25 protein-coding genes are annotated in these 23,324 nt (G+C 68.2%); 17 read left to right on the plus strand and 8 right to left on the minus strand.

Features of this window, described 5'->3' with window-relative positions; genetic code table 11:
• Positions 1-62: 62 nt before the first annotated feature.
• Positions 63-551, minus strand: a complete 489-nt coding sequence (locus ACIHAO_RS02860; protein WP_396554788.1) for a hypothetical protein — start codon at positions 549-551, stop codon at positions 63-65.
• 302 nt (positions 552-853) lie between these two features.
• Here ACIHAO_RS02860 and ACIHAO_RS02865 point away from each other — a divergent pair, with 302 nt between their 5' ends.
• The 4 genes from ACIHAO_RS02865 to ACIHAO_RS02880 are packed head-to-tail and all read left to right on the plus strand — an operon-like array spanning position 854 to position 4,406.
• Positions 854-1,501, plus strand: a complete 648-nt coding sequence (locus ACIHAO_RS02865; protein ID WP_037308875.1) for an ABC transporter permease — start codon at positions 854-856, stop codon at positions 1,499-1,501.
• Positions 1,488-2,672, plus strand: a complete 1,185-nt coding sequence (locus tag ACIHAO_RS02870; RefSeq protein WP_396554449.1) for an ABC transporter ATP-binding protein — start codon at positions 1,488-1,490, stop codon at positions 2,670-2,672. The genes ACIHAO_RS02865 and ACIHAO_RS02870 overlap by 14 nt, the downstream gene beginning before the upstream one ends.
• Positions 2,669-3,445, plus strand: a complete 777-nt coding sequence (locus ACIHAO_RS02875) for an ABC transporter permease (RefSeq protein ID WP_396554450.1) — start codon at positions 2,669-2,671, stop codon at positions 3,443-3,445. Before ACIHAO_RS02870 ends, ACIHAO_RS02875 begins: the two co-directional genes overlap by 4 nt.
• Position 3,446: 1 nt before the next feature.
• Entirely contained in the window at positions 3,447-4,406 is a 960-nt protein-coding gene (locus tag ACIHAO_RS02880) for a glycine betaine ABC transporter substrate-binding protein (RefSeq protein ID WP_396554451.1), read from the plus strand.
• 314 nt (positions 4,407-4,720) lie between these two features.
• Here ACIHAO_RS02880 and ACIHAO_RS02885 read toward each other — a convergent pair whose 3' ends face one another.
• Positions 4,721-5,185 (minus strand): DUF6474 family protein, encoded by a 465-nt coding sequence (locus ACIHAO_RS02885; protein WP_125781711.1) that lies wholly within the window; start codon positions 5,183-5,185, stop codon positions 4,721-4,723.
• A gap of 90 nt (positions 5,186-5,275) precedes the next feature.
• Here ACIHAO_RS02885 and ACIHAO_RS02890 point away from each other — a divergent pair, with 90 nt between their 5' ends.
• From ACIHAO_RS02890 to ACIHAO_RS02900, 3 genes are all read left to right on the plus strand, one after another.
• Positions 5,276-6,922 carry a TM0106 family RecB-like putative nuclease gene (locus tag ACIHAO_RS02890; protein WP_396554452.1) on the plus strand — a complete coding sequence of 549 codons (1,647 nt, stop codon included), beginning with the start codon at positions 5,276-5,278 and terminating at the stop codon, positions 6,920-6,922.
• Positions 6,923-7,003: 81 nt separating this feature from the next.
• Positions 7,004-7,612 carry a PadR family transcriptional regulator gene (locus ACIHAO_RS02895; RefSeq protein ID WP_396554453.1) on the plus strand — a complete coding sequence of 203 codons (609 nt, stop codon included), beginning with the start codon at positions 7,004-7,006 and terminating at the stop codon, positions 7,610-7,612.
• A gap of 118 nt (positions 7,613-7,730) precedes the next feature.
• Positions 7,731-8,405: a class I SAM-dependent methyltransferase gene (locus ACIHAO_RS02900; RefSeq protein WP_396554454.1), complete on the plus strand. Its 675-nt coding sequence runs from the start codon at positions 7,731-7,733 to the stop codon at positions 8,403-8,405.
• Positions 8,406-8,474: 69 nt separating this feature from the next.
• Here ACIHAO_RS02900 and ACIHAO_RS02905 read toward each other — a convergent pair whose 3' ends face one another.
• Positions 8,475-9,233, minus strand: coding sequence for an SDR family NAD(P)-dependent oxidoreductase (locus tag ACIHAO_RS02905; RefSeq protein ID WP_125790611.1), 759 nt, complete (start codon positions 9,231-9,233; stop codon positions 8,475-8,477).
• A gap of 160 nt (positions 9,234-9,393) precedes the next feature.
• Here ACIHAO_RS02905 and ACIHAO_RS02910 point away from each other — a divergent pair, with 160 nt between their 5' ends.
• Positions 9,394-10,704, plus strand: coding sequence for a UDP-glucose dehydrogenase family protein (locus ACIHAO_RS02910; RefSeq protein ID WP_396554455.1), 1,311 nt, complete (start codon positions 9,394-9,396; stop codon positions 10,702-10,704).
• A gap of 60 nt (positions 10,705-10,764) precedes the next feature.
• On the opposite strand, the gene ACIHAO_RS02915 is transcribed toward ACIHAO_RS02910, so the two are convergent.
• Positions 10,765-11,343: a TetR/AcrR family transcriptional regulator gene (locus ACIHAO_RS02915; RefSeq protein WP_395876852.1), complete on the minus strand. Its 579-nt coding sequence runs from the start codon at positions 11,341-11,343 to the stop codon at positions 10,765-10,767.
• A 114-nt stretch (positions 11,344-11,457) separates the two neighbouring features.
• Between ACIHAO_RS02915 and ACIHAO_RS02920 the strand changes: the two genes are divergently transcribed.
• Genes ACIHAO_RS02920 through ACIHAO_RS02930 form a run of 3 tightly spaced genes read left to right on the plus strand, consistent with a single transcriptional unit; the run spans position 11,458 to position 14,867 of the window.
• The gene (locus ACIHAO_RS02920; protein ID WP_396554456.1) at positions 11,458-12,651 is read left to right on the plus strand and encodes an FAD-dependent monooxygenase; all 1,194 of its coding nucleotides are present in this window, start codon (positions 11,458-11,460) and stop codon (positions 12,649-12,651) included.
• A gap of 9 nt (positions 12,652-12,660) precedes the next feature.
• Positions 12,661-13,071, plus strand: coding sequence for a hypothetical protein (locus ACIHAO_RS02925; RefSeq protein WP_396554457.1), 411 nt, complete (start codon positions 12,661-12,663; stop codon positions 13,069-13,071).
• Between the two features lie 32 nt (positions 13,072-13,103).
• On the plus strand, positions 13,104-14,867 hold the full coding sequence (locus ACIHAO_RS02930) for a gamma-glutamyltransferase family protein (protein WP_396554458.1): 1,764 nt from the start codon (positions 13,104-13,106) through the stop codon (positions 14,865-14,867).
• A 201-nt stretch (positions 14,868-15,068) separates the two neighbouring features.
• On the opposite strand, the gene ACIHAO_RS02935 is transcribed toward ACIHAO_RS02930, so the two are convergent.
• Genes ACIHAO_RS02935 through ACIHAO_RS02945 form a run of 3 tightly spaced genes read right to left on the minus strand, consistent with a single transcriptional unit; the run spans position 15,069 to position 17,942 of the window.
• Positions 15,069-15,947 carry a VOC family protein gene (locus ACIHAO_RS02935; RefSeq protein ID WP_396554459.1) on the minus strand — a complete coding sequence of 293 codons (879 nt, stop codon included), beginning with the start codon at positions 15,945-15,947 and terminating at the stop codon, positions 15,069-15,071.
• On the minus strand, positions 15,940-16,458 hold the full coding sequence (locus ACIHAO_RS02940; RefSeq protein WP_396554460.1) for an RNA polymerase sigma factor: 519 nt from the start codon (positions 16,456-16,458) through the stop codon (positions 15,940-15,942). The genes ACIHAO_RS02935 and ACIHAO_RS02940 overlap by 8 nt, the downstream gene beginning before the upstream one ends.
• 53 nt (positions 16,459-16,511) lie before the next feature.
• Entirely contained in the window at positions 16,512-17,942 is a 1,431-nt protein-coding gene (locus ACIHAO_RS02945; RefSeq protein WP_396554461.1) for an MFS transporter, read from the minus strand.
• A 108-nt stretch (positions 17,943-18,050) separates the two neighbouring features.
• On the opposite strand from ACIHAO_RS02945, the gene ACIHAO_RS02950 reads away from it, so the two are divergent.
• The 6 genes from ACIHAO_RS02950 to ACIHAO_RS02975 all read left to right on the plus strand — a co-directional run bounded on the left by ACIHAO_RS02950 (position 18,051) and on the right by ACIHAO_RS02975 (position 23,119).
• Entirely contained in the window at positions 18,051-18,884 is an 834-nt protein-coding gene (locus ACIHAO_RS02950) for a helix-turn-helix transcriptional regulator (RefSeq protein WP_396554462.1), read from the plus strand.
• A 63-nt stretch (positions 18,885-18,947) separates the two neighbouring features.
• Complete coding sequence (locus ACIHAO_RS02955; RefSeq protein WP_396554463.1) at positions 18,948-19,796, plus strand: hypothetical protein; 849 nt, start codon at positions 18,948-18,950, stop codon at positions 19,794-19,796.
• Positions 19,797-19,855: 59 nt separating this feature from the next.
• Positions 19,856-20,980 carry a sensor histidine kinase gene (locus tag ACIHAO_RS02960; protein WP_396554464.1) on the plus strand — a complete coding sequence of 375 codons (1,125 nt, stop codon included), beginning with the start codon at positions 19,856-19,858 and terminating at the stop codon, positions 20,978-20,980.
• Positions 20,977-21,645 (plus strand): response regulator transcription factor, encoded by a 669-nt coding sequence (locus ACIHAO_RS02965; protein ID WP_125781743.1) that lies wholly within the window; start codon positions 20,977-20,979, stop codon positions 21,643-21,645. The genes ACIHAO_RS02960 and ACIHAO_RS02965 overlap by 4 nt, the downstream gene beginning before the upstream one ends.
• A gap of 578 nt (positions 21,646-22,223) precedes the next feature.
• A complete protein-coding gene (locus tag ACIHAO_RS02970; RefSeq protein ID WP_396554465.1) occupies positions 22,224-22,394 on the plus strand; it encodes a hypothetical protein in 171 nt (56 codons plus the stop codon).
• A complete protein-coding gene (locus ACIHAO_RS02975) occupies positions 22,394-23,119 on the plus strand; it encodes a Crp/Fnr family transcriptional regulator (protein ID WP_396554466.1) in 726 nt (241 codons plus the stop codon). Before ACIHAO_RS02970 ends, ACIHAO_RS02975 begins: the two co-directional genes overlap by 1 nt.
• A gap of 10 nt (positions 23,120-23,129) precedes the next feature.
• Here the strand turns inward: ACIHAO_RS02975 and ACIHAO_RS02980 are convergent, their stop codons facing one another.
• Positions 23,130-23,258 carry a hypothetical protein gene (locus ACIHAO_RS02980; protein WP_255431227.1) on the minus strand — a complete coding sequence of 43 codons (129 nt, stop codon included), beginning with the start codon at positions 23,256-23,258 and terminating at the stop codon, positions 23,130-23,132.
• Positions 23,259-23,324 lie beyond the last annotated feature (66 nt).

The raw sequence follows: 23,324 nt of genomic DNA on the forward strand, positions 1-23,324 counted from the left end.
CTGAACGTGATTCGAGACGGCGGGCTCGGGGGCCTCGCCGATTACGGGGGACGAGCTGGGGTTCAGGAGAACAGCGGCGGGCCGCGCCTGCCGTGGACCCGGCGGAGGTCCACGCGGACGAGGTGGCCGGGCCCGGCCGGACGGGCGAGCACCGGGGACGCGACCGCGGCGGGCACCGGGAGCGCGTTGAGGATGAACGGGACCAGCGCGCGCAGGCAGGCGAGGACGCCGAGCAGCAGTCCGTCGGCCTTGGCCAGCAGCAACGCGGTGACCAGGGTGGCGACGACGTGCGCGATGGTCATCGCGAGCCCACCCGAAAGAGGGGCGGGTTCGCCGTGCGGTTCGTGGGTGCTCAGCGAGCTGAGCACGAGGTGCATCACGACCTGACCGGCGCCGAGATCGACGATGGTGGCCAGCGGCCCGCGGGCCTTCGCGGCGAGCGCGGCGGCGTTCCAGCCGATCAGCACGGTGAGCAACAACGTCATCGCCGTATCGGGTAGATCGCCGTCCCCGATCATGTGAGCGGTCACCGCCAGCGCCGCGGAGCTCACACCGAGCAAACCACCACGCACGGCGCGTAACGCGCTTCGGTGATGGCTGCCCTTACTCACGGGTGAAGAGTATTCGACGTACTCCCGGGTGGTCGATCTCCTCCCGGCAGTTGAGCAGTGGGAAAGACACCGGCGGGACGGCGCGTGCGTTTGCCCATCTAGGCCGAATGGGGAAGGTTTACGGGATAAATGGCGGTAAACAGGGGTTTGACCGCGCGGCTTTTGGGTAGTCAGGCTCCCGATACAGCTACTCCGAATGGGTGAGGAGTCTCACCCAGAGGCGGCGGGAGAACCAGCACGCGATGAATCTCTTCGAGTACATCTCGGATCGGTGGGACAGACTCGCCCTCCAAGGGCTTCTCCATGTCAGCGCGGTCGTGCAGTGCACGATCATCGCCGCCGTGCTCGGCGTGGTGATCGGCGTCGCCGTCTACCGCAGCCCGATCGGGTCGGCCGTGGCCACGGCGCTGGCGAGCACGATCCTCACCGTCCCCTCGTTCGCTCTCCTGGGGCTGCTCATCCCCGTGTTCGGCCTCGGGGTGAACACCACCGTCATCGCGCTCGTGCTCTACGCGCTGCTGCCGATCGTGCGGAACACGATCGTCGGGCTCGGCGGCGTCGATCCAGCGGTCAGCGACGCGGCGCGCGGTATCGGCATGAGCCGGTTCGGCGTGCTGACCAGGGTGGAACTGCGGCTCGCCTGGCCCGCCATCCTCACCGGGATGCGGGTCGCGACGCAGATGCTCATGGGCATCGCGGTCATCGCGGCCTACGCGAAGGGCCCGGGCCTCGGCTCCGAGGTCTTCTCCGGCCTCACCAACGCGGGGAGCACGAACTCCCTCAACCAGGCACTGACCGGGACGCTCGGTGTGGTCGTCCTCGCACTGGTCCTCGACGCCGTTTACGTCCTGATCAACCGTTTGACCGTCTCTAGGGGTGTCCGTGGCTGAGTCTCCTGAAACCGTATCCGGCGTCGAAATCCAGCTGGAGAACGTCTCGAAGCGCTACCCCGGCACCCGTGAGCCCGCGGTCGACGACTTCTCGATGGTGGTGCCCGCCGGCAAGATCGTGGTCTTCGTCGGACCGTCCGGCTGCGGCAAGACCACGACCATGCGGATGATCAACCGGCTGATCGAGCCGACGTCGGGCCGCATCACCATCGGCGGTGACGACGCGCTGAAGCTCGACGTCGACACCCTGCGCCGCCGCATCGGCTACGCGATCCAGCAGGCCGGGCTCTTCCCGCACTTCACCGTCGCGCAGAACATCGCGGTGGTGCCCGGGCTGCTCGGCTGGGACAAGAAGAAGGTCAACGACCGGGTCGAGGAGATGATGGACCTGGTCGGGCTGGACCCCGCCGATTTCCGCGACCGGTTCCCGCGTCAGCTGTCCGGTGGGCAGCAGCAGCGCGTCGGCGTCGCGCGGGCGCTCGCGGCCGACCCGCCGGTGCTGCTGATGGACGAACCGTTCGGCGCGGTCGACCCGATCACCCGCGGCAACCTGCAGGACGAACTGCTGCGGCTCCAGACCGAACTGAAGAAGACGATCGTCTTCGTCACCCACGACTTCGACGAGGCCGTGAAGCTCGGCGACAAGATCGCGGTGCTCGGCAACCAGTCGAAGATCCTTCAGTACGACACCCCGGACGCGATCCTCGCGAACCCCGCCGACGACACGGTCGCCGGTTTCGTCGGCGCCGGTGCCTCGCTGAAGCAGCTGACGCTGCTGCGGGTCCGCGACGTCGAGCTGAAGCAGGACGCGCTGACGGCGACGGTGAGCGAATCGCCGTCGGACGTCCGCGAGAAGCTGACTCGGCAGCGCAAGCATTTCGTGCTGGTGCTCGACCAGCGCCGCCGTCCCATGCGGTGGGTGCACGTCCGCGAGCTGACCGCGGCGACGTCGCTGGCGACCGCGGGCAAACCGCTGCGCGACTACGTCAGCCTCCAGTCGACACTGCAGGACGCGCTCGAAGCCATGCTCGCCGAGGGCGGCAGCGTCCCGGTGACCGGCGCCCGCGGCGAATACGCCGGGACGATCGAACTCGACACCGTCATTTCGACGATCCAGCAGTTGCGCGAAGAGCACTCCGACGACAGCCCGGCGGAAGGTGTGACCGCATGACGGCCGTCGATACCGGGTTCTCCACCGAGTCCTCGTCGAGAAGCGCCGAACGGGTCCGGCTCTTCGCCCAGCCCGCCGTAGTGCTGCTGATCGTCGCCGGCGTGCTGATCTGGGTCTTCGCCGGCGACCTCACCGCGACGGAGAAGGCGACCCTCAACGCCGCCGGACTGCTGACCGCGCTGCGCGACCACCTGGCGATGACCGTCGTGGTCACCGCGATCGTGGTCGCCGTGGCGGTGCCGCTCGGCGTGCTCGTGACGCGGCCATGGGCGAAATGGGCGGCGCCGGTCTTCCTGGCCGTCGCGAACATCGGCCAGGCCGCGCCCGCGCTCGGCGTGCTGGTGCTGTGGTTCATCGTCACCGGCGCCACCGGCGGGCTGTGGGTCGCGGCGCTGCCGCTGGCGTTCTACTCGCTGCTTCCCGTGCTGCGGAACACGATGGTCGGCCTGCAGCAGGTCGAGCCCTCGCTGATCGACGCCGGCCGCGGCATCGGCATGTCGGCGTCCGGCGTGCTGTGGCGGGTCGAGTTCCCGCTGGCCATCCCGCTGATCCTGGCGGGCCTGCGCACCTCGCTGGTGCTGGCCGTCGGCACGGCGACCTTCGGCATGTTCGTGAACGCCGGCGGTTTCGGCCTGCTCATCGACACCGGCTACAAGCTCAACCTGACGAAGGTGCTGATCACCGGCTCGGTGCTCGCCGTCGCGCTGGCGCTGCTGGTCGACTGGCTCGGCGCGGTGGCGGAACAGCTCCTCGGACCGAAGGGACTGCGCTGACATGCGGCTCAAGGCGATCCTCGGCGCGGTCCTGTTGTGCGGCACGCTTTCCGCGTGCGGACTCGAGGTCAACACCGCGCTGCCGTACAAGATCGAACCCGGTTCGATCAAGCCCATCGAGTCGCTCAAGGGCGTCGAGGTGACGGTGGGGTCCAAGGACTTCACCGAGAACATCATCCTGGGCTACATGGCCGAGATGGCGCTTTCCGCGGCGGGCGCGGACGTCATCGACCTGACCGACATCAAGGGCTCCAACTCGTCGCGGCAGGCGTTGCTCACCGGCCAGACCGACGTCGCGTGGGAGTACACCGGCACCGGCTGGATCAACTACCAGGGCAACGAACTCCCCGTCCCCGGCGGAGAACAGGCGCAGTACGAAGCCACGAAGGCGGCCGACGAAGCGAAGTTCGGCATCTCCTGGCTGAACTATTCGCCGCTGAACGACCAGTACGGCTTCGCGGTCACCGAGGCATACGGGGCGGCGAACAACCTGAAGACGACGTCGGACCTGGCGGCGTTCCTCAAACAGAAGCCCGACCAGAACGTCTTCTGCCTGGAGACCGAATTCACCAGCCGCCAGGACGGTTTCCCCGCCGCCGTGCGGGCGTACGGCTTCCAGAACCCGGTGATCAAGAACTTCGGCATCGGCACGATCTACTCGGCCGTCGCGAGCGGCACCTGCCCGATCGGCGAGATCTTCACCACCGACGGCCGCATCGCCGGACTCAACCTGCGCGTCCTCGAAGACGACAAGAAGGCGTTCCCGCAGTACAACGCCGTGGCGACGCTGAGGACCGAGTTCCTCAACCAGCACCCGGAAATCCGCGGACCGCTGGAAGCCGTCAGCGCGGCCATCGACAACGAGCAGATGATCGAACTGTGCAAACAGGTCGACGTCGACGGCCGTGACCAGGGCGAAGTCGCCTACGAATGGATGAAGAAGAAAGGCTTTATCTCTTGATCTCGCGCTGACGAAAACTCGCCGAAGGGGCGTCGTTCCGCTTCCACCTCGGGGTGGGAGTGGAGGCGCCCCTTCATCGAGTTTCCGTGGGCCTTCGGCCCGAAAGAGGGCGCTCGACGGTGAAGTCTCCGTCGGGCGCGGGGCGCCCTTGGGGAGACCTCTGGGCTGAGTTCGCCTGCCGTCACTGCCCGCTTCGGCCGCGTCCCCTCCCCTTCCTCCCGTTCCCTCCCGCGTGTGCAATGAAAGCGTCCTTCATAGCAAAATTCGCTATGAAGGACGCTTTCATTGCACTTGAGGGGCTGAGAAGCGGAGGCTCAGATCCCCAGCCGGTGCAGCAGCTTTCCCTCCAGCTGGTCCAGCTCCCCGGCCACGGCCCGGTGCGCCGCCTTCCGCCGCGCGGCGGGCATCCGCTCCGAAGCGCGAACGGTCGCCGAGAGCTGCTCCAGCGTCCCCTGAGTGTCCTTCGCGAAGGCCGCGTCGGCGTCTGTCGCCTTCGCGGACCTCTTCAGCTCCGCGAGGCCCTGCGTCAGCCCTGCGATGCGCGCGTGCAGCGCGGCACCGCGCCCGCTGTACTCGCCGAGCTGGTCGATGGCGACGCCGAGCTTCTTCGCTTGATAACGGTCGTACAGCTCCCGTGCGGCACCCGCCGCTCGAACGGCGTACGGCGCGATCACCGGCAGTACGGCCGGACCGAGCACTTTGGCCACCGCGACGGCGTTTTTCGCCTTCTTCGGGGTGAACCTGCCTTCGCCCTCGATGGCTTTGGCCTTGCGCGCCATGGCACCTCCCACGCTGTGTCACTGACGAACTTACTGGTCCCCGAAGTGGCGGGCATGTCGGCTTGCCGGTCGCCTTCTAGAGTGTTGTCCGTGAGTAACGAGGTGCTACTGGACGCGGGAGCGGTGAGCCGCTGCCGGCGTCGCGTGCACCTCGAAAACGATCCGGCGATGCGCGAGGTCCCGCTCGCCCCGCCCGACCCCGCCGCGCAGCAGCGGATCGCCGACGCGTCGGCGCATCGCGAGGCGATCGTGCGGCAGCTCATGGACGCGACGGGACCCGGCGCGACCTGGGTGAAGATCCCTCGCGACCTCCCGGCCGCCGAGCGCGTGCAGCTCACCGAAGACGCCTTCGCCGCCGAAGCGCACTACATCTGGGGCGCGTTGCTCCCGGTGGATCGCGCCGGTCACCGGCGTGGTGGCTCCGAACTCCTCGTGCACACCGATGCCGGCTACGTGCCGGTGCTGGTCGTGCGCCACCGCATCACCGATCGCGGCTCGGGCGCGCCGACCACGGTGATGACCGACCTCGACCCGGCGAACCGGCTGCCCGATCCGGCGCGAAAGGTCCGCTCGCAGCCGCGGGACCAGATGCGGCTCGCACATCTCTATCGGATGCTCGAAGCGCTCGGGAAGCACGAAGGACACCGTGCCATCGGGGGCGTCATCGGACTCGACGCGGACGTCGTCGTCTGGCACGACCTGGCCGCGGGCACCTGGCCGGGCGGCCGGAGCGCGCTGACGGAGTATCAGAGCCGCTTCGCCGACAGGCTCGCCATCGCGAGCGCGGCCGCCGAAGGCGAGGAACCGCTCGCCGAACCGTCCCGCGTCCTCGAATGCCGGCGCTGCCCGTGGTGGCCGACCTGTGAGGTCGTGCTCACCGAAACCCGCGACGTCAGCCTCGTCGTCCGCGGCGAGGACGCGATGGAACTCCGCCGCGCCGGGGTGTCCACAGTGGACAAACTGGCCGCGCTCGATCCGGCCGACGAACCCCCGCCGATGAACTGGACCGGCGGCACCTTCGCCGACGCGATCATCCTCGCGCGTGCCTGGCTCGCCGACCTCACGATGGTGCGCAAGGTCGACCGCATCGAGGTCTCGCGCGGCGACGTCGAGGTCGACGTCGACATGGAGAGCTTCGGCGATTCCGGCGCGTACCTGTGGGGTTCGCTGCTGACCGGCGCCGACATCGGGATGGAGCAGGGCTACCGGGCGTTCGCGACGTGGGAGCCGCTGCCGACGGCGGACGAGGCCCGGTCGTTCGCGGAGTTCTGGGCCTGGTTCACCGAAGTCCGCGAGCGCACGCTCGCCGCGGGGCTGACGTTCCGCGCCTACTGCTACAACGCGCTCGCCGAGAACCGCTGGCTCTTCGGTTCCGCAGACCGGTTCGGCGAATACCCCGGTGTGCCCAAGAAGGCGGAGATCGCGTCCTTTGTGGACTCCGAGGAATGGATCGACCTCTTCCGCAGCGTCACCGACCAGTTCCTGTGCTCGCAGGGCAAGGGGCTCAAGGTCATCGCGCCGGTCGCCGGATTCGCCTGGCGCGATCCGGAAGCGGGCGGCGAGGCGTCGATGAGGTGGTACCGCGACGCCGTCGGCATGGACGGCGGAATCCCGGACGCCGTCCAGCGGGAGCGGCTGCTGCGCTACAACGAGGACGACGTCCTGGCGACGCACGCGCTGCGGAACTGGATGACCGACCACGCGCAGACGTCAGTGCCGTACATGAACGACCTCTGATCTCCCGGTCGCCGAACGACTTGCGATCAAGTGCGCTTCTGCGGATACTCGTGGACGAGTACTCGTAAACGAGGAGGCGTCGTGAAGCGGCGGAAGGTCGGGAATCTGCTGGCGTTGGCGATCCTGTCGACGCTGAACGAGCGCCCGATGCATCCGTACGAAATGGCCTCGATCCTGAAGAGCCGCGGCAAGGACCGCGACATGGGGATCAAATGGGGCTCGTTCTACACGGTCGTCGGCAACCTGCGGAAACACGGCTTCATCGAGGCCGTCGAGAGCGGCCGCGAGGGTGCCCGTCCCGAACGCACGGTGTACCGGATCACCGACGCCGGCCGTGACGAAATGCTCGACTGGCTGCGCGAACTGCTCGGCGAACTCGCGCCCGAGGAGCCGAAGTTCGTCGCCGGGTTGTCGGTGCTGGGGTGGCTCGGTCCGGACGAGGTCATCGCCCTCTTCCGCACCCGGCTGGCGGCGCTGGACGAAGACATCGCCTCGACCCGGGCCGAACTGGCGCGGCTCATCGAGGAGATCCCGCGGCTGGTGCTGCTCGAGCTCGAGTACCACCTGGCGATCCGAATGGCGGAAGCCGAATGGGTCCGCTCGATCCTCGGGGAACTGACTTCCTGTTCCATGCCCGGTCTCGCCGAATGGCGGGCCCTGTTGGCCGAAAGGGGGAGCACCGGCCGTTGAAAGAACCCCGGCGAGGTGTTGCAGCACCCCGCCGGGGTGACGATCCCGCAACCGGAACCCGGCCACGAGACGGCACTTCGAGAATAGCCGGGCTCCGGGAAACCAACCTGGAGTGACCATGACGAACATCAAGGACAGGAAGCGGTTCAAGCTCATCCCGGAGATGGGCGGCGCGCTGGCGCGGAACTACGCCCGGCAGCGCGGCACCGAACCGCAGATCGAACTCTGGCGGCAGCAGGCCGGCGAACTCACGGCCGGCCTGGCGGAAGGCGCGAAGATCCTCGAGGTCGCCTTCGGCCCCGGCTACTTCGCCGTAGAACTGGCGCGGCTCGGGTTCTCCGTCACCGGACTGGACGTCGCGCCGACCTTCGTCGAGATCGCGAGCGAATACGCACGGACCGAAGGCGTCGAGGTTTCGTTCCGCGAGGGCGACGTCGCGGCGATGCCGTTCGACGACGAGTCGTTCGACTTCGTCGTCTGCCAGGCCGCGTTCAAGAACTTCGTGTGGCCGGTGAAGTCGCTCGACGAGATGTATCGCGTGCTGCGTCCGGGCGGTACGGCGGTGGTTCAGGACATGAACCGGGACGCGACCGACGGCGACATCCTGCGTGAGGTCGCGAGCATGAAGCTCGGCAAGCTGGCCGCTCTGACGACCCGGCAGACGCTCGGCCAACTGCGGCGGCGCGCGTACACACCTGTCGACTTCAGCGGGCTGGTCGCGGAAACCGCGTTCCGGACCTGTGCGGTCACCACCGCCGGGATCGGCCTGGACGTCCGCCTCACCCGCCCCTGACCTGACATGAAGGACTCCTTCATCGCAAAATTTGCGATGAAGGAGTCTTTCATTGCACGCGGGGGAGGCTCAGCGAGGAGCCATGCGCAGCGAGCCGTCCATCCGGATGACCTCGCCGTTCAGGTAGTCGTGGTCGATCAGCGACAGCGCGAGCTGCGCGTACTCGTCCGGCCGCGCGAGCCGCTTCGGGAACGGCACGCCTTCGGCCAGCGAAGCGCGGAACTCCTCGCTCACCGTCGCCAGCATCGGGGTGTCGACGATGCCCGGCGCGATGGTCAGCACGCGGATCCCGTGCGACGCCAGGTCGCGCGCGGCGGGCAGGGTCATCCCGACGATGCCGCCCTTGGACGACGAGTACGCGACCTGCCCGATCTGGCCGTCGAAGGCGGCGACCGACGCGGTGTTGATGATGACGCCGCGCGCGTTGTCGGCCAGCGGCTCGGTCTTGGCGATGGCCTCGGCGGCCAGCGTCAGCACGTTGAAGGAGCCGATCAGGTTGATCTGGACGACCTTCGCGTACAGGGCGAGGTCGTGCGGGCCCTTCTTCGAAAGGATCCGCGCGGACGGCCCGATCCCGGCGCAGTTCACCACGGTCCGCAGCGGCACCCCGGACTCGGCGGCGGTCGCGACGGCCGTCCGCACCTGCTCCGGGTCGGTGACATCGGCCTCGACGTAGGTGATGTTCTCGACCTGCTCGGCGTTCGCGATGGCACCGGCGAGGTCCAGCGCGAAGACCCGCGCGCCCTTCGCGGCGAGCGCCTTCGCGGTCGCGCCGCCGAGCCCGGACGCGCCACCCGTGACCAGCGCCGCGGTATCGGTGATCTGCATGTTCTCCCTTTCGTCGACAACCGGGTCCAGGTTAACGCTCGTTCGCATATCGGGGGCGCGTGTGTTGGCTCACGTCGATGCGAAGCATGTCGTGAGGAGTATTCGGGCCTGAAGCGTTCCGTTCGCTTACAGGTCAACTCCGGCTGTCACCTTCAGCAGCATGAGCACTGCTCGGATCGTGGTGGTGGGGACCGGTTACGTCGGATTGACCACGGGAGCCTGCCTGGCAGGCCTGGGGCATCGAGTCACTTGCGTCGATGTCGACCGGGCCAAGGTCGCAAGGCTCTCCGCCGGACGGGTGGACATCCTGGAGCCGGGATTGTCCGAGCTGGTGTCGAGGGGGCTGACCAGCGGAAGACTCGAGTTCGTGGTCGGCGCGCGCGACGCCGTTCGCGACGCGGAGGCCGTTTTCCTTTGTGTGCCGACGCCGATGGGCGCGGGCGGCTCGGCGGACCTGCGGGCCGTCGAGGCCGTGACCACCGAGATCGGCGACGTCATCCCTTCGGGTTGCGCGCTGATCACCAAATCGACCGTCCCGGTGGGAACGTCGAAGCGCATCCAGGCGATGCTCGGCCGCACGGACGTGCCGGTCGTGTCGAATCCGGAGTTCCTGCGCGAGGGCACCGCGGTGGAGGACTTCCTCGGCCCCGACCGGATCGTCGTCGGCTCGGACGACGTCGCGGCCGCCCGCTGGGTCGGCGATCTCTACGCCGACCTCGCCGCCCCGGTCGTCGTCGCCGACGCGGCCAGCGCGGAACTGGTGAAGTACGCGGCGAACTGCTTCCTCGCGATGAAACTGTCCTATGTGAACTCGATCGCCGAACTGTGCGAACGCCTCGGCGCGGACATCGACCTGGTCACCGAAGGCATGGGCTACGACCGGCGCATCGGCCGTTCGTTCCTCAAACCCGGCCCCGGCTGGGGCGGCTCGTGCCTGCCGAAGGACACCAGCGCGCTGGTCCGGGTCGCCGAGTCGGTGCAGTACGACTTCACCCTGCTCACCTCGGCGATCGAGGAGAACATCGCCCAGCGGGACCGGATCGTCGCGAAGATCGCCGGCGCCGTCGGCGGCACACTGGCCGGTTCGCGGATCGGAATCCTCGGGCTGGCGTTCAAGGCGGGGACGAACGACCTGCGCGACTCGCCCGCCCTCGCGGTCGCTTCCGTACTGGGCGCGCTCGGCGCGGAACTGACCGCCTACGACCCCGCCGTCGGCGGCCACATCGACGGCATGACCGTGGTCGACGACCCCTACCAGGTCGCGAAGGCGGCCGACGCGGTCGTCGTGCTGACGGAATGGGACGAGTTCAAGCGGCTCGACTGGACGTACATGGCCGAGCAGATGGACGGCGACGCGGTCGTCGACACACGTAATCTCCTGGACCCGCAACGGATCCTGGACGCCGGGCTGTCGTGGCAGGGCGTCGGGCGGCCGCGGGCGGCGCTGCGGCGGAAGGTCGCCGTCTTCTGACCCACCTGCCTCCCGCGGGTGCAATGAAAGGACCTTTCCTTGGTGCAAGGAAAGGTCCTTTCATTGCACCAAGGAGACGAGCTTCAACAGCCCGTCCACGACCTCCTCGGCCGTCGGGCCGTTCTCCGGGTCGAGCATGTGCTGCAGCATCACGCCCGAGTTCAGGGCCGTGGCCACCGCGCCGATCCGGCGCTCGTCGGCCTCGGTGAGGGTGTCCTCGTCGATCCCGAGAATGCCCGCCGCCATTCCCCGGCGACCCTCGCGCTGCGCGGCGGCGAGTTGTTTTCGCAGCTCAGGGTGATGCTCGGACTGCACGAACGCCTCGATCGACGCGATCCACAGCTGCCGGTTGCGCCCGTAGGAGTCGATCATGGCGCGCCAGGACGCCGCGTACTGCTCGGACGGTGACGCATCGGGGTCGACGGCGCCCCGCATCTCGACCTGGATCTCTTTGCCCCAGTCGTCCATCGCCTGGGAGAACGCCGTCAGCAGCAGGGCTTCGCGCGATCCGAAGTGGTAGCCGATCGCCGCGTGGCTGACCCCGGCGGCCGTCGCGATATCTCGCACCGTCGTGCGTGACCAGCCTTTTTCCTTCAAGCACTGGATGGCGCCCGCCATCAGGTCCTCGCGATTACCCATGCCCGAGATCCTAGACCACACGGTTTATCCATCTGGTTTAACCAAGCGGCTTGACCAAGCGTGCAAATCTGCCGTACGGTCGGTCTCATCACCACGAACCCCCAGGGAGCAGCCATGACGACCACCGTTCTGATCTCCGGCGCCGGCATCGCGGGCCCGGCTCTCGCCTTCTGGCTCCGCAAGCGCGGTTTCGCGCCGACCGTCGTCGAGCGCGCCCCGGCCCTGCGCGAAGGCGGCAGCGCGGTCGATTTCCGCGGCGAGCAGATGACCCTGCTCAAGCGCATGGGAATCCTCGAGGACATCCGCGCGAAGGAGACCGCGATGGGCGCGCAGGTCATCGTCGACACGCGGGGCAAGAAGGTCGCCCAGATGCCGTCGGTGTTCTTCAGCGGCGAAGTCGAGATCGAGCGCGGAGACCTGACTCGCATCCTCTACGACCACACGAAGGACGACGTCGAGTACGTCTTCGGCGACTGGATCACCGGCCTGGGCGAGCTGCCGGACGGTGTCGACGTCACCTTCGCCCACGGCGAAGCGCGCAGATTCGACCTGGTCGTCGGCGCGGACGGCCTGCACTCCGGAGTGCGTCGGCTGGCATTCGGCGAGGAGGAGCGGTTCCGCACCGACCTCGGCTTCCACACTGCGGGCTTCACCGCGCCCAACCATCTGGACCTCGACCACCTCGGCCAGATCTGCAGCGTCCCCGGCCGGACGGTGATGGTCGCCAGCGGCCGCGATCGCTCGGCGCTCAACGTCGGCTTCGTCTTCGCGTCCGGGCCTCTGGAGGTCGACCGCCGCGATGTCGAAGCGCAGAAGAAGGCCCTCGCCGAGCGCTACGCCGACTTCGGCTGGGAAGTTCCGGCACTACTGGAAGGCCTCGGCGACGCCGCCGCGCTGTACTTCGACTCGCTCAGCCAGATCCACCTCGACAAGTGGTCGCAGGGCCGGGTCGTGCTGCTCGGCGACGCCGCCTGGTGCGCGGGTCCGGGTGGTTCGGGCACCGGACTCGCGATGATGGGCGCGTACGTCCTGGCGGGTGAACTCGCCGCTGCTCACGGTGACCACGAAGTCGCTTTCGCCCGCTACGAAGAGAAAATGCGTGGTCCCATCAAGGTTTCGCAGAAGCAGGCGGCCGGGATCGGCACGTTCCTCGCGCCGAAGACCCGCTTCATGGTCGGCTACCGGAACTTCCTGTACCGCGTGCTGGGGTCGAAGCCGATGACGGGGGTGTTCACGTGGCTGACTTCGCGCGCGGCCAACGCGGCGACGCTGGAAAACTATGACGCTCCGGCCGCCGCGCGGGGATAGCTTCGGCGGGTGAGGGATGAGAAGGCGTTCCGGAAGGCCTGCTACGAGGCGGCTCGGCGAACACGCGGCCAGGTCGTCCGGTTTGTACCGTCCGACGTGGGACGGAACTTCGAAACCGGCGAGATCACTTATGATCATCGAACCGCCGCGGTGGTGTGGACGCAGGATTGGGACGAGGACGGAAGGCGCGAAATCCTCGGCATCGCCGACGCGTTCATCACCTTCGGAACGATCACCTTTGTCGACGAGCCGGGATTGCTGGCTGTTTTGGGAGAGCTTCTTCCTGGGCGCCGGTTGTACTCCCGGGCCGAACTCGAAGCGCCGATCGACCTCACGGCACCGCGCTGGAAGCGCCACTATGTCGCCGAGCACTGGCGGCCCGACAGTCTTGGCAAGATCCTCTTCAACTGCTGGGACTGAAAAAGTAGTTAGCAAAGCGTAGTATTAGCGGCGTGTTCACGACCAGGCCGGAACTGGCCGGCACCCACGGCATGGTGGCATCGACGCACTGGCTGGCTTCGGCCACCGGCATGGCGGTGCTCGAAAACGGCGGCAACGCCTTCGACGCGGCGGTAGCGGCCGGGTTTGTCCTGCAGGTCGCCGAGCCGCATCTGTGCGGCCCGGCGGGGCAGGTCCCCGGCATCTTCGTCACCGCCGACGATCGAACGCCGCGCGTCCTCGCAGGTCAGGGGGTCTCGCCCGCGGCGGCGACGTCCGAGTACTTCGCGGATCTCGGGCTGGACCTGATTCCCGGCAGCGGTCTGCTCCCCGCGACCGTGCCGGGGGCGTGGGACGGCTGGCTACTGCTTCTGCGGGATCACGGCACGAAGTCGTTGCGTGAGGTCCTCGGTTACGCGATTTCCTATGCGCGCAACGGGATTCCGCTGGTCAGCCGGGTCGGTGACACGATCCGCGCGGTACGGGACCTCTTCACCGAGCACTGGCCGACGTCGGCGGCGCTCTGGCTGCCGGACGGCAAACCCGCCGAGGGGCTGCATCGCAATCCGGCGCTCGCGGACACGTGGGAGCGGCTGGTCGCCGAGGCCGAGTCGGTCAGCGGACGCGAGGCGCAGATCGACGCCGGACGCCGTGCCTGGTCGCAGGGCTTCGTCGCCGAGGCCATCGATTCGTTCAGCCGCAAGGCGTTCCGCGACGACTCCGGTCGCGATCACGCCGGTCTGCTCACCGGTGAGGACATCGCGGGCTGGGAAGCGACGTACGAGGACGCGTTGCAGGTCGACTTCGGTGAGTGGGGCCTGGTGAAGATGGGCGCGTGGACGCAAGGTCCGGCCTTGCTGCAGCAGGCGCGACTGCTGGACGGTCTGCGCGACGAACTGTCCTATGTGGACGGAATTCCGACGGAACGCACCGTGCACTTGGCCGTCGAGGCGACGAAGCTGGCGTTCGCCGACCGCGAGGCTTGGTACGGGGATTCCCCCGACGTGCCGATCGAGTTGCTGATCTCCCGTGAATACGCGGAAACCCGCCGGGCGTTGATCACCGAAGAAGCGTCCGCCGAACTCCGGCCCGGTGGCCCCTCGCCGAAGCTGCCCGCGATTCTCGAGAAGCTGCGCGGACTGGAATCCGGCTCCGGCGCGACGGGGGAGCCGACGGTCGGGCCGCTGGGTGAGACCCGGGGCGACACGGTGCACATCGACGTCGTCGACGCGGCCGGGAACATGATCTCGGTGACGCCGTCGGGTGGCTGGCTGCAGTCGAGCCCGACGATCCCGGAACTCGGTTTCTGCCTCGACTCTCGCGGGCAGATGTTCTGGCTGGAACAGGGCCTGCCGAACTCGCTGGCGCCGCGGAAGCGGCCGCGGATCACGCTTTCGCCGTCGATGGGCCTGCGTGACGGCGAGCCGGTGCTGGCGTTCGGGACTCCCGGTGGTGATCAGCAGGACCAGTGGCAGCTGTGTTTCTGGCTGGCGCACACGCTCGGCGGGCTGAACCTGCAGGAGTCGATCGACTCGCCCGCGTGGCATACGACCGCGTTCCCGAGTTCGTTCTACCCGCGCTCGTGGACGCCGCGGGAACTCGTGGTCGAGTCACGGCTCGGTCAGTCCACAATGGACGCGCTGACCGCGCGCGGACACGCCGTCGTTGATGCCGGACCTTGGGCGCTCGGACGGCTTTCGGCCGTTTCGCGTTCTGGCGGTCTCTTGCGTGCCGCCGCGAACGCGCGCGGCATGCAGGGCTACGCCGCCGGCCGCTGACGCTCCCATGCCGTGAGGGGCTCCTTCCCTACCCTCAAAGTAGGGAAGGAGGCCCTCACTACGTGGACCCCGGCCCCTAGGTTGTCCACAATGCCTCCCAACTGTGGACAACTCGGCTCACGTCCGTTTCCCCGCCCCCATCGGCGATAGACTGGCTTCGGGGTCGCCCCCCTGGGACGGGCGGGGGGTTGGGGTAGTGACTCAAGAGCGCGGCTGTTCCCAGAGCCAGAATTCGATGCCCTGGTCGTCCACGCAGTCGGCGCTCAGGCCGTAGGGCTGCTGTTCGGTTTCGCCGGCCTGGCCGCCTTGGGCTCGGACACGGTCGAGTGCGGCGGCGAGGTCGTCGACGGCGTACATGACCTTCCAGCCCACTTGGCGCCCCGGGCCGCCCCAGAGTCCGCCTTGCAGGCCGGAACCTTCGACGCCCCAACCGCCTTCGACGCGCCCGGGCGAGAACTGCCAGCCGAGAACGGCGCCGTAGAACGCCTTCGCGCGCTCGTCGTCAGGGACCTGGAAGGTGAAGTAGCCGGCTTCGCCGTGCCGGATCGGCTTCGCGCCGGACGAGGGACGCGGAGCGGCTTGCGACACCAGCCACCGCTGGCCGTACGGATCCTTGATCGTCCCGCTCAGCCCATGGCCTTCGTCAGCGACGGGCCGCTCCAGCACGCCGCCCAGTTCCGCGGCCCGCCGCGCCGACGCGTGGGCATCCGGGACTTCGATCCGGATCAGTGTGCCGCCTTCGGGTGCCACCACATTGCCCAGTTCGGGGAATTCGTCCGCGAACATCAGCACGCTGTTCCCGATGGCCAGTTCCGCGTGCCCGACCCGGCCGTCCTCCATCACGATCGGTTCGGACCGCCGCCGCGCCCCGAACACCTCGACGTAGAAGTCGAGCGCGGCACGCGCGTCGGTGACCACGAGATAGGGCGTCAGCGAACGTACTTCGGCGGTATCTGTCTGAGTCATATCGGCTCCGTTCAGGACGGCGCGACGCAGGTTGTCGCGCAGTTCGGCAGCGAAGAGCGGGTCAGGATCGAGGGGTCGCGAAGGTGCGCGAAGCGCGTCGAACGGATCAGTCATCGCGACCCTCCTTCTCCTGATAAGCACGCCGGAACGCGGCACGGGCCCGCACGAGCAACGCCTCCGTGGCGTGCACCGTGCGCTCCAGATGGTCGGCGACCTCCGGTACCGGGAGGCCGTCGACGTAGCGAAGCGTCAACGCGGCTTGGTGATGTGCCCCGAGCGACGCGAGCACATCGCGCGCCAGAAGCGCGTCCAGCCGTTCGTCCCACGGGTCGGTGTACTCCTCCTCGTGGACGAGTCGCAGCCCGCGTTCCTCGCGTTCCTTGCGCCGCCAGTGATCGGCGAGCTTGTGCCGGGCGACGCCGATCAGCCACCCGGTGCTCACTGCGGGCGCGTATTCCTTGCGACAGGACCTCACCGCGCCGAGGAACGTCTCGGACGTCAACTCCTCGGCGAGGGTGCGGTCACCGCACCGGGACAGCAGGTACCCGTAGACCTCCGGCAACGCCGTCTCGTACAGCGACAGCAGCGCGAAGGCCGGGTCCCGGTGCACCCGTGGTTCCGTCACATCCCCATCGTCGTCCGGGGAGCCCGGACTCCGACGGGTGAAATCGAACTTTCTCAGTTCCGCGGATCCGGCAGCCGCCGCGCCACCGTGATCACGCCGACCGTCAGCGCCGCCTGGATGCCGATGACCAGCACGAACGCGCCCTTCATGCCGAGCGGGCCCGTGCCGGCGGAAGCGAACAAAGTCCCCAGCGTCGCCACCCCCAGCGCCATCGCGGCCTGCTGCGAAGTCGTCAGCATGCCGCTGCCGACCCCGGCGATCTCCGGCGGCACCTTCGACAACACGATCCGGAACACCGTCGTCATCGCGAGCCCTTGACCGAGACCGCACAGCAGCATCCCCGGCACGAAATCGAGCACACCCAGCTCCGGCCAGCCCAGCAGCACGGTGCCGATCAACGTCAGCAAGCCGAGCAACTGCACCGAAAGCCCGACGGTCACCACCCGCTGCCCGAACCGCGTCACCAGCCGGCTGCTGACCAGGCACATCGCGAAGAACGCGAGCGAAAGCGGCGCCGTCACCAGGCCGGACCCCAGCGGGCCGAGGTGCAGACCGTCCTGCAGCGTCACCGCGAACACGAACATGAACGCGCTGAACCCGATGAAGAACGGCACCCCGACCAGCAATCCTTGCCGCACACTCGGCATCCGCATCACCGACGGCGGCAGCAGCGGCACACCGCCCTGGCGTTCCATCCGCCGTTCGACGTGGACGAACGCGGCCGCGGCGAACGGGAACACCACGAGCAGCACGACCGTCCACAGTGGCCAGCCCAGCGCGGGCCCTTCCGCCAGCGGAAGCAGCAAGGACACCAGGGCGATCGCCAGGAAGACCGTGCCGGGACGGTCGATGCCGAGCGGATTCCGCGAGCGGCTCTCCGGAATCAGCCGCCGCGCGATCACCAGGCCCGCGATCCCGACGGGCACGTTGACCAGGAAGATCGGCCGCCAGCCCGTGCCCCACAGATCGGCGGCCACCAGCGCCCCGCCGAGGAACTGGCCGAGCACCATCGAAAGGCCCGCTGTCGCGCCGTAGAGACCGAGCGCCTTGGACCGGGGCTCACCGGTCGTCGTCGCCTGGATGATCGACAGCACCTGCGGCAGCATCAGCGCGGCCGCCGCCCCCTGTGCGGCCCGCGCGAGAACCAGCGTCAACGCCGTCGGTGCGATCCCGCAGAGCAGGGAAGTGCCGGTGAACGCGGCCAGCCCGATCAGGAACAGCTTGCGGCGGCCGAAGGCGTCGCCGAGCCTGCCGCCGACGACGAGCAGGACGGCGTAGGCGATCCCGTAGGCCGCGACCACCAGTTCCAAGGTGGCTGACGAGGTGCGGAGATCCGATCCGATCGCAGGCAGGGCGATGTTGACGATGAAGAAGTCGATGAGGGGAAGTGCCGCCCCCAGCAGCACGGTGACCAGGCCCGCCGAAGTCAGGGCCGGTCCGGTGGCGACGCGGGCAGGCGTCGCCGGAACTTGCGTCGAAGTCATGAGTACCACGATCAGCCGATCGCGAACCTGGTACCAGGAGTGTGTTTATCCTGGTACCACCACTACCTGGTGACCGGCTTCGAGCTTTGCGAACCTGATGAGGTGACCATGACCGTCGATTCGCGAGTGGCCGAGGTGCGGCGGCACGAACTGGCCGCGTTCCTGCGCAGCCGCCGCGAGCGCATCACCCCGGACCAGGTCGGCCTGCCGATCAGCGGCAGGCGCCGCACACCGGGGCTGCGCCGCGAAGAGGTCGCGCAACTGGCCGGCGTCGGGGTCACCTGGTACACGTGGCTCGAACAAGGACGCGACATCAACGCGTCCGACCAGGTGCTGGACGCGATCTCCCGCACGCTCCGGCTCGACCCGCACGAGCACAAGCACCTGTTCACCCTCGCCGGCGCGCCGGAGCCGCCACTCGAGAAGGACTGCAAGCTCCTCAGCCAGAACATCCACCGGATGATGGGCAAACTGGAGCCGTTCCCGGTCTGCGTGCGCAACGCGCGGTGCGACATCCTCGCCTACAACCGGGCCTACGACTGGTTGATGGGCGGCATCGACGCGATCCCGTTCGAGGAGCGCAACACCCTGATCCAGTGCCTGACCAACCCCGAGTGGCGCCGCAGGCTCCCGGACTGGGAGCTCAACCTGCCCCGCGTGATCGCCGGTTTCCGCGCGGCGATGGCCGGGCACCTCGCCGAGCCGGCGTGGAAGAACCTGGTGAAGCGGCTGCGGCAGGAGTCGGAGCTCTTCGAGCGGATGTGGAAGGAACACGACGTCTCGAGCGAGCGGATCGTGCTCAAGCGGTACCTGCACCCGGACGTCGGCCTGCTGCGGTTCGAGTTCTCGTACCTCTACCTCGGGCGGCGTTCCGAGATCTCGCTGGCGACGCTCACCCCGGCCGACGAGGAAACCGCGGCGAAACTGCCCCGCTCCTTCTGAAGGGGGAGGCGGACCAGGCTCGCGAGGGAGTCTTTCCGCGGCGGGAACGCCGACGCTGAGAGCATGACCGCAGCAGTCTCCGCCCCCAAGATCTCCAGTTCCCGCTTGATCGTCTGCTACGCCGCGATTCTGGGCACCCTGCCGTACCTGACCCTCAAGGCATCCTGGGTCACCGGCGGCAGCCTCGGCCTCCGCGATCCGTCCTTTGTGGACTCCCAGCTGATGCTCTTCGCGAATCTGCTCACCGGCGGGATGGACGTCGTCGCGGTGATCCTCGCCCTGGCGTTCACCTACTCCTGGGGCCGCCGGATCCCCGCGCCGCTCGTACTCTTCCCGATCTGGATCGGCACCGGGCTGCTCGCCCCGATCGTGCTGAACCTCCCGGTGATCGTCGCCGACCTGATGAAACCGCAACTGGCCGAACTGCCACTGGAGAACTGGGTCTTCGCCGTGGTCTACGGCGGATTCGCCTGGCAGGGCATCCTGCTGCTGACCGCGTTCGTGCTCTACGCCCGCGACCGCTGGTGGTTCGTCGTCACCGGCACCGTCCGGCCGGGGACGATCGGCGTGGCGGGCGGGCTCGGCATCACCGCCGCACTGGTCTCCGCGATCGGCCACTCGATTTGGGCGTTCGGCTCCGGCGGCATGTCGGCCCGCGGTCAGGACGTGGTGATCGCGGTGCTCAGCGTCCTCGCCGCGATCGCGCTGGCGACGGTGGCACGAGGACGGTTCTGGCCGCGGCTGGTGCTGGTGTGGACCGGCGCCGGGGCGATGGCGGGCTCGGGAGCCTGGGGGCTGTTCAGCGCGTTCACCATGGGATCCGGCGGTCAGGTGCCGGTGCTGGCCGTCCAGGCGATCGGCGGGGTGCTGTTGATGACGTCGATCCTGCGGCGGCTACCGCACACGGCGTAGCTGAGAAGCCGCTTTTCAACGGACGCCAGTTCGCCCCCGCCACGGGTAGCTTTCGTCCTGTGCTGCTGAAAGAACGGTTTCCGTGGAGCCCCTGGGTGGGCCGCGTGCTGCGCGTGGTGCTGCCGCTGGGGTTCGTCCTCGGTGCCACGAGCAGCGCTTCCCGCTGGCAGCCGGACGCGCCGCCGCTGACCACGTCCGGCGTGTGGTGGCTGGTCGCCACCGCGGTGTTGCTGCTGATCGTGCACCGCTTCCCGATGACGGTCTTCCTGCTCACCTCCGCGCTGACGCTCGGCTACTACGCGTCGGACAATCCCGGCGGGCCGGTGATCGTGCTGCCGACGATCGCGTTGTTCGTGCTCACGAAGATCCGCGGGCCGATCGTCGCCGGGATCACCGGCGGATCGCTGCTCCTGGCGGCCGGGGTGGCGTTGTTCGTCCGCCACGGGTTCGACGGCTTCGATCTGCGAGCCGGGCTGGGCCTGGTCTGGGTGGTCGCGGTCGTCGGGGTCGGGACGGCGGTGCGCAACGGGATGGCCGCCGCGCGGGCCCGCCGCGAGCAGGCCGACGAGCATCGGCACCGGATGGCCGAACAGGAGCGGCTCACCATCGCCCGCGAGGTGCACGACGTCGTCGCGCACAGCCTCGCGATGATCAACGTCCAGGCCGGGGTCGCCGCGCACGTCGCCGACAGGCGTCCTGAGCAGGCGAAAGAGGCGCTGCTGAACATCAAGGAGGCGAGCGCTTCGGCGCTGAAGGACCTCCGCGCGACGCTGGCCGTGCTGCGTTCGGGTGAGGACAAGGCGCCCGCGCCGAGCCTTTCCCAGGCCGAAGAGCTTTTCGAGCACGCGCGGGCCGCCGGGCTGGAAGTCCGCGTCGACGGCGAGCCGGGCGAGCTGCCCGCGCCCGTCGACGGCGCCGCGTACCGGATCCTCCAGGAATCGCTGACCAACGTGGTCCGCCACGCGAACCAGGCGAGCGGGGTCGACGTCAGGTTCGAGCGGAAAACCGGTGCGCTGACGTTGCTCGTCCGCGACGATGGCCGTGACGCCGTCGAACCAACGCCCGGCCACGGGCTGCGCGGGATGTCCGAACGGGCGGCCGCGCTGGGCGGCACGCTCACGACGTCCGTGGTGGACGGTGGTTTCCAGGTGCGCGTGGACTTACCCATACAGGGGGAACGATGACGATCAGGGTGGTCCTCGCCGACGACCAGGTGCTGGTGCGCGCCGGTTTCCGGGTGTTGCTGGAGACCGAAGACGGGTTCGAGGTCTGTGCCGAGGCAGGTGACGGTGAGCAGGCCGTCGCGGCCGCCGTCGAACACCGGCCGGACATCGTCGTGATGGACGTCCGGATGCCCGGCGTCGACGGGCTCGAAGCGACGCGGCGGATCACCGCGAATCCGGAGCTGGCCGGGGTGAAGGTCCTGGTCCTCACCACTTTCGACGTCGACGAGTACGTCTACGAGGCGTTGCGTGCCGGCGCGAGCGGTTTCCTGCTGAAGGACACCGATCCGGTGGAGCTGCTGCGGGCGCTGAAGGTGGTCGCCGCGGGCGAGGCGCTGCTCGCGCCGACCGTGACCCGGCGGCTGATCGCGGAGTTCGTCGACCGGCCGGAGAACCGCCGCATCGACGTGAGCGCCGTCCGCGAGGTCACCGACCGCGAACGCGAGGTGCTCGGCCTGGTCGCCGGTGGCATGTCGAACGACGAGATCGCCGCGCATCTGGTGATTTCGACGGCCACCGCGCGGACGCACGTCAGCCGCATCATGACCAAGATCGGTGCCCGCGACCGAGCGCAGCTGGTGGTGCTCGCCTACGAATCCGGGCTGGTCAGTCCTCGCCGGGGGTGAGTGAGATTCCCCCAAAAAGCTGAGATTGCCGAAGTTCGTCGCAGATCACGGGTCGTGATCGAGCGCGCTGGATTGCTGACCCTCCGTTAAATCGTCCTCGATCCGACCGAGCTGCGGGCAGCTCCGGCGGGGTCGTGCATCTGCACGTGCATCGTCACGGTCGTTAGACCTTCGCTTCGACCAGGGGAAATGTCGGGCTTGGCGAAGTGGCCGTCGTTTTCCGTTCGAGGCGGCCAACCGATATGCCCGTACGGCCAATCCGGATTTCCCGGTGTTTTCACCGGTGATCCGCGAAAACTGGCGGCGTTTTCGGACACGGTCCGTGACTTTCTTCTTCGGTGGACGTCGAAGCAATTGTCACTTTCCGTCGTGAAACGGCTGAATTGGGGCACCCTGTACGAGTGCCGCGAGTATCGGGTTGCTTTCTCGCAATGCCGCTGAGCAGTACTCTTCGGACGAACGGCCGCAGGGCACGTCACCTACAGGACGTGATTCTCACCCGGCCGGGCAGGGGCTTGATCGCTTTCACTTCTCACTGGGAGTCACTATTGACGACAAATACTCCTGATCCCCTTCTGGTGATCACCGCGGGCGTCGTCGTTCTCGCCTACATCGTTTTCGCCGTGATCCTCACCCGGCTCTTGCTCGCCGGAAAGGTCGCTCAGCCGGCGAAAGTCATCGGGTCGGTCGCGGCTCTCGTGGCCGGGCTCCCGGCCATCCTCTACGCGTTCGCGGCGGTGATCGGCTGATGGGCGCGGACTTCCTGACGGCGGCCACCGAACGCCGGCGACAGCGGCTGCTCGAACTGGGCAGACACGTCGACCACCCGGCCGGCGCCACTCTGATCAACCAGGGGGAGCCGTCGCCACCGGTGCTGATCCTGCGCTCCGGCTTCGTGAAAGCGCTGCGGACGGCACAGGGTGACACGGTGCCGATGATCGTGGACCTGCTCAGCGCGGGCGAAGTCCTCGGCGTCGAAGCCTGTCTGGCCTGCCGCCCGAGTCACCTTTCGTTCGTGGCCACGAAGCCGGTTCGCGTGCTGGAGATCCCGCAGGACGCCTTCCACGGCTTTCTCGGCGAAGACAAACAGGCGATGGCGTGGATCGCCACCCACTCGGCCCTCCGGCTGCGGCGGCGGGACACCGCGCTGGGTTTCGCGACGGCGAAGGTGCGGAGCAGGCTGACCGCGTTCCTGGCCCGTTTGCAGGCGCTTTACGGAATTCCCCACGCGGAGGGGGTCGTCATCGATGTGGGACTGAATCACGCGGACATCGCGTCCGCGATCGGCGCTTCGCCCGCATCGGTGAACGCCGAAATAACGAAACTGAAGAAAGAGGGCTATCTGACCACGGGATACAAGACGATCCACGTGAAAAAGCGACTGCGAGAGGACGGCCCGCCGCTTTTCCCGCTCCCTGCCCGGCCGCGGCGGATTCCGCAGATGCGGCTGGGCAGGCGGGTGGCGATGGGCTGACCGGACGAGGTCAGCCGCGTTTCAGCTGAAGCGCGAGCCGTATGACGAATACGACGGCCAGCGCGGCGACCAGGGCGATTTCCCAGGCCATGGCGGCTCCTCCTCGTCCGGCATCCGAACGCTCCGATGCTCTGCCCATAAGGCGCATCACCGGGGGAGGACGTTCACCGACACGGCCTAACTCACACTTTCGGACTAACGCCAC

This window comes from Amycolatopsis sp. NPDC052450 (assembly GCF_044547565.1).
GTDB lineage: Bacteria > Actinomycetota > Actinomycetes > Mycobacteriales > Pseudonocardiaceae > Amycolatopsis.

Bases quoted from the DNA above. Each gene is read 5' to 3' on its own strand.
- ACIHAO_RS02865 (WP_037308875.1), top strand. From the start codon at position 854: ATGAATCTCTTCGAGTACATCTCGGATCGGTGGGACAGACTCGCCCTC.
- ACIHAO_RS02875 (WP_396554450.1), top strand. From the start codon at position 2,669: ATGACGGCCGTCGATACCGGGTTCTCCACCGAGTCCTCGTCGAGAAGC.
- ACIHAO_RS02880 (WP_396554451.1), top strand. From the start codon at position 3,447: ATGCGGCTCAAGGCGATCCTCGGCGCGGTCCTGTTGTGCGGCACGCTT.
- ACIHAO_RS02885 (WP_125781711.1), bottom strand. From the start codon at position 5,185: ATGGCGCGCAAGGCCAAAGCCATCGAGGGCGAAGGCAGGTTCACCCCG.
- ACIHAO_RS02900 (WP_396554454.1), top strand. From the start codon at position 7,731: ATGACGAACATCAAGGACAGGAAGCGGTTCAAGCTCATCCCGGAGATG.
- ACIHAO_RS02905 (WP_125790611.1), bottom strand. From the start codon at position 9,233: ATGCAGATCACCGATACCGCGGCGCTGGTCACGGGTGGCGCGTCCGGG.
- ACIHAO_RS02910 (WP_396554455.1), top strand. From the start codon at position 9,394: ATGAGCACTGCTCGGATCGTGGTGGTGGGGACCGGTTACGTCGGATTG.
- ACIHAO_RS02915 (WP_395876852.1), bottom strand. From the start codon at position 11,343: ATGGGTAATCGCGAGGACCTGATGGCGGGCGCCATCCAGTGCTTGAAG.
- ACIHAO_RS02920 (WP_396554456.1), top strand. From the start codon at position 11,458: ATGACGACCACCGTTCTGATCTCCGGCGCCGGCATCGCGGGCCCGGCT.
- ACIHAO_RS02935 (WP_396554459.1), bottom strand. From the start codon at position 15,947: ATGACTGATCCGTTCGACGCGCTTCGCGCACCTTCGCGACCCCTCGAT.
- ACIHAO_RS02945 (WP_396554461.1), bottom strand. From the start codon at position 17,942: ATGACTTCGACGCAAGTTCCGGCGACGCCTGCCCGCGTCGCCACCGGA.
- ACIHAO_RS02950 (WP_396554462.1), top strand. From the start codon at position 18,051: ATGACCGTCGATTCGCGAGTGGCCGAGGTGCGGCGGCACGAACTGGCC.
- ACIHAO_RS02955 (WP_396554463.1), top strand. From the start codon at position 18,948: ATGACCGCAGCAGTCTCCGCCCCCAAGATCTCCAGTTCCCGCTTGATC.
- ACIHAO_RS02965 (WP_125781743.1), top strand. From the start codon at position 20,977: ATGACGATCAGGGTGGTCCTCGCCGACGACCAGGTGCTGGTGCGCGCC.
- ACIHAO_RS02975 (WP_396554466.1), top strand. From the start codon at position 22,394: ATGGGCGCGGACTTCCTGACGGCGGCCACCGAACGCCGGCGACAGCGG.
- ACIHAO_RS02980 (WP_255431227.1), bottom strand. From the start codon at position 23,258: ATGGGCAGAGCATCGGAGCGTTCGGATGCCGGACGAGGAGGAGCCGCC.